At 65.7% G+C, this 962-nt stretch carries 1 protein-coding gene; it reads left to right on the top strand.

All coding sequences use genetic code 11. The annotated features are described in order from the left end of the window. Nucleotides 1–935: IS3 family transposase (locus tag P2L57_RS39835; RefSeq protein ID WP_275823491.1), on the top strand; the 935-nt coding region annotated here is incomplete at its 5' end. Nucleotides 936–962 lie beyond the last annotated feature (27 nt).

A 962-nucleotide genomic window follows, 5' to 3' on the forward strand; every position in this document is an offset into this window, starting at 1 on the left:
CGCTCGTAGCGTTCATCGACGAGCACCGGGCCCGCTTCGGCGGTGTCGAGCCGATCTGCAGAACGCTCACCGAGCACGACTGCAGCATCGCCCCCTCCACCTACTACGCCCACAAGCACCGCCAGGGATCGCCGTCCGCCCGCTACGTGCGCGACGAGGAAGTCAAGACACTGATCAAGGAGGTCTTCGAGGCCAACTATCGTGTCTACGGCGCGAGAAAGGTCTGGCGCGAACTGAACCGGCAGGGTCATGCCGTGGCCCGCTGCACCGTCGAGCGTCTCATGCGCGAGCTCGGGATCGCTGGCGCGGTCCGCGGGAAGAAGGTCATCACCACCATCGCGGATCCGGCCGCGAGCCGGGCCCCCGACCTGGTCGACCGCGACTTCGTCGCCGCCGCCCCGAACCGCTGCTGGGTCGCCGACTTCACACACATCGCGACCTGGACCGGCGTCGTCTACGTCGCATTCGTCGTGGACACCTTCTCCCGACACATCGTCGGCTGGTCCGCCTCGACATCCAAGGAGACCCAACTCGTCCTCGATGCCCTGGAGATGGCGCTGTGGCAGCGTGACCGCGACGGCCGCCCGCACACTCCCGGTGAGCTGGTCCATCACTCGGATGCGGGCAGTCAGTACACGTCGTTCAGGCTCGCCGAACACCTGGACACCGCCGGCATCGCGGCCTCGATCGGATCGGTCGGCGACGCTTACGACAACGCCCTGATGGAATCCACGATCGGCCTGTACAAAACCGAACTCATCAAGCCGCAACGCCCCTGGAGGACCCTGTCCGAGACCGAGTTGGCCACCGCCGAATGGGCCGACTGGTACAACTTCCGTCGCCTGCACGGTGAGATAGGCCACGTCCCACCCGCCGAATACGAAGCTACCTACTACACGGCAACCAAGAAACCCCAGGTCACACCCGCGATCTAGAGTCTCCGACCAACCCGGGGCGCTTCA

Source organism: Streptantibioticus ferralitis (genome assembly GCF_029223525.1).
GTDB classification, from domain to species: domain Bacteria; phylum Actinomycetota; class Actinomycetes; order Streptomycetales; family Streptomycetaceae; genus Streptantibioticus_A; species Streptantibioticus_A ferralitis.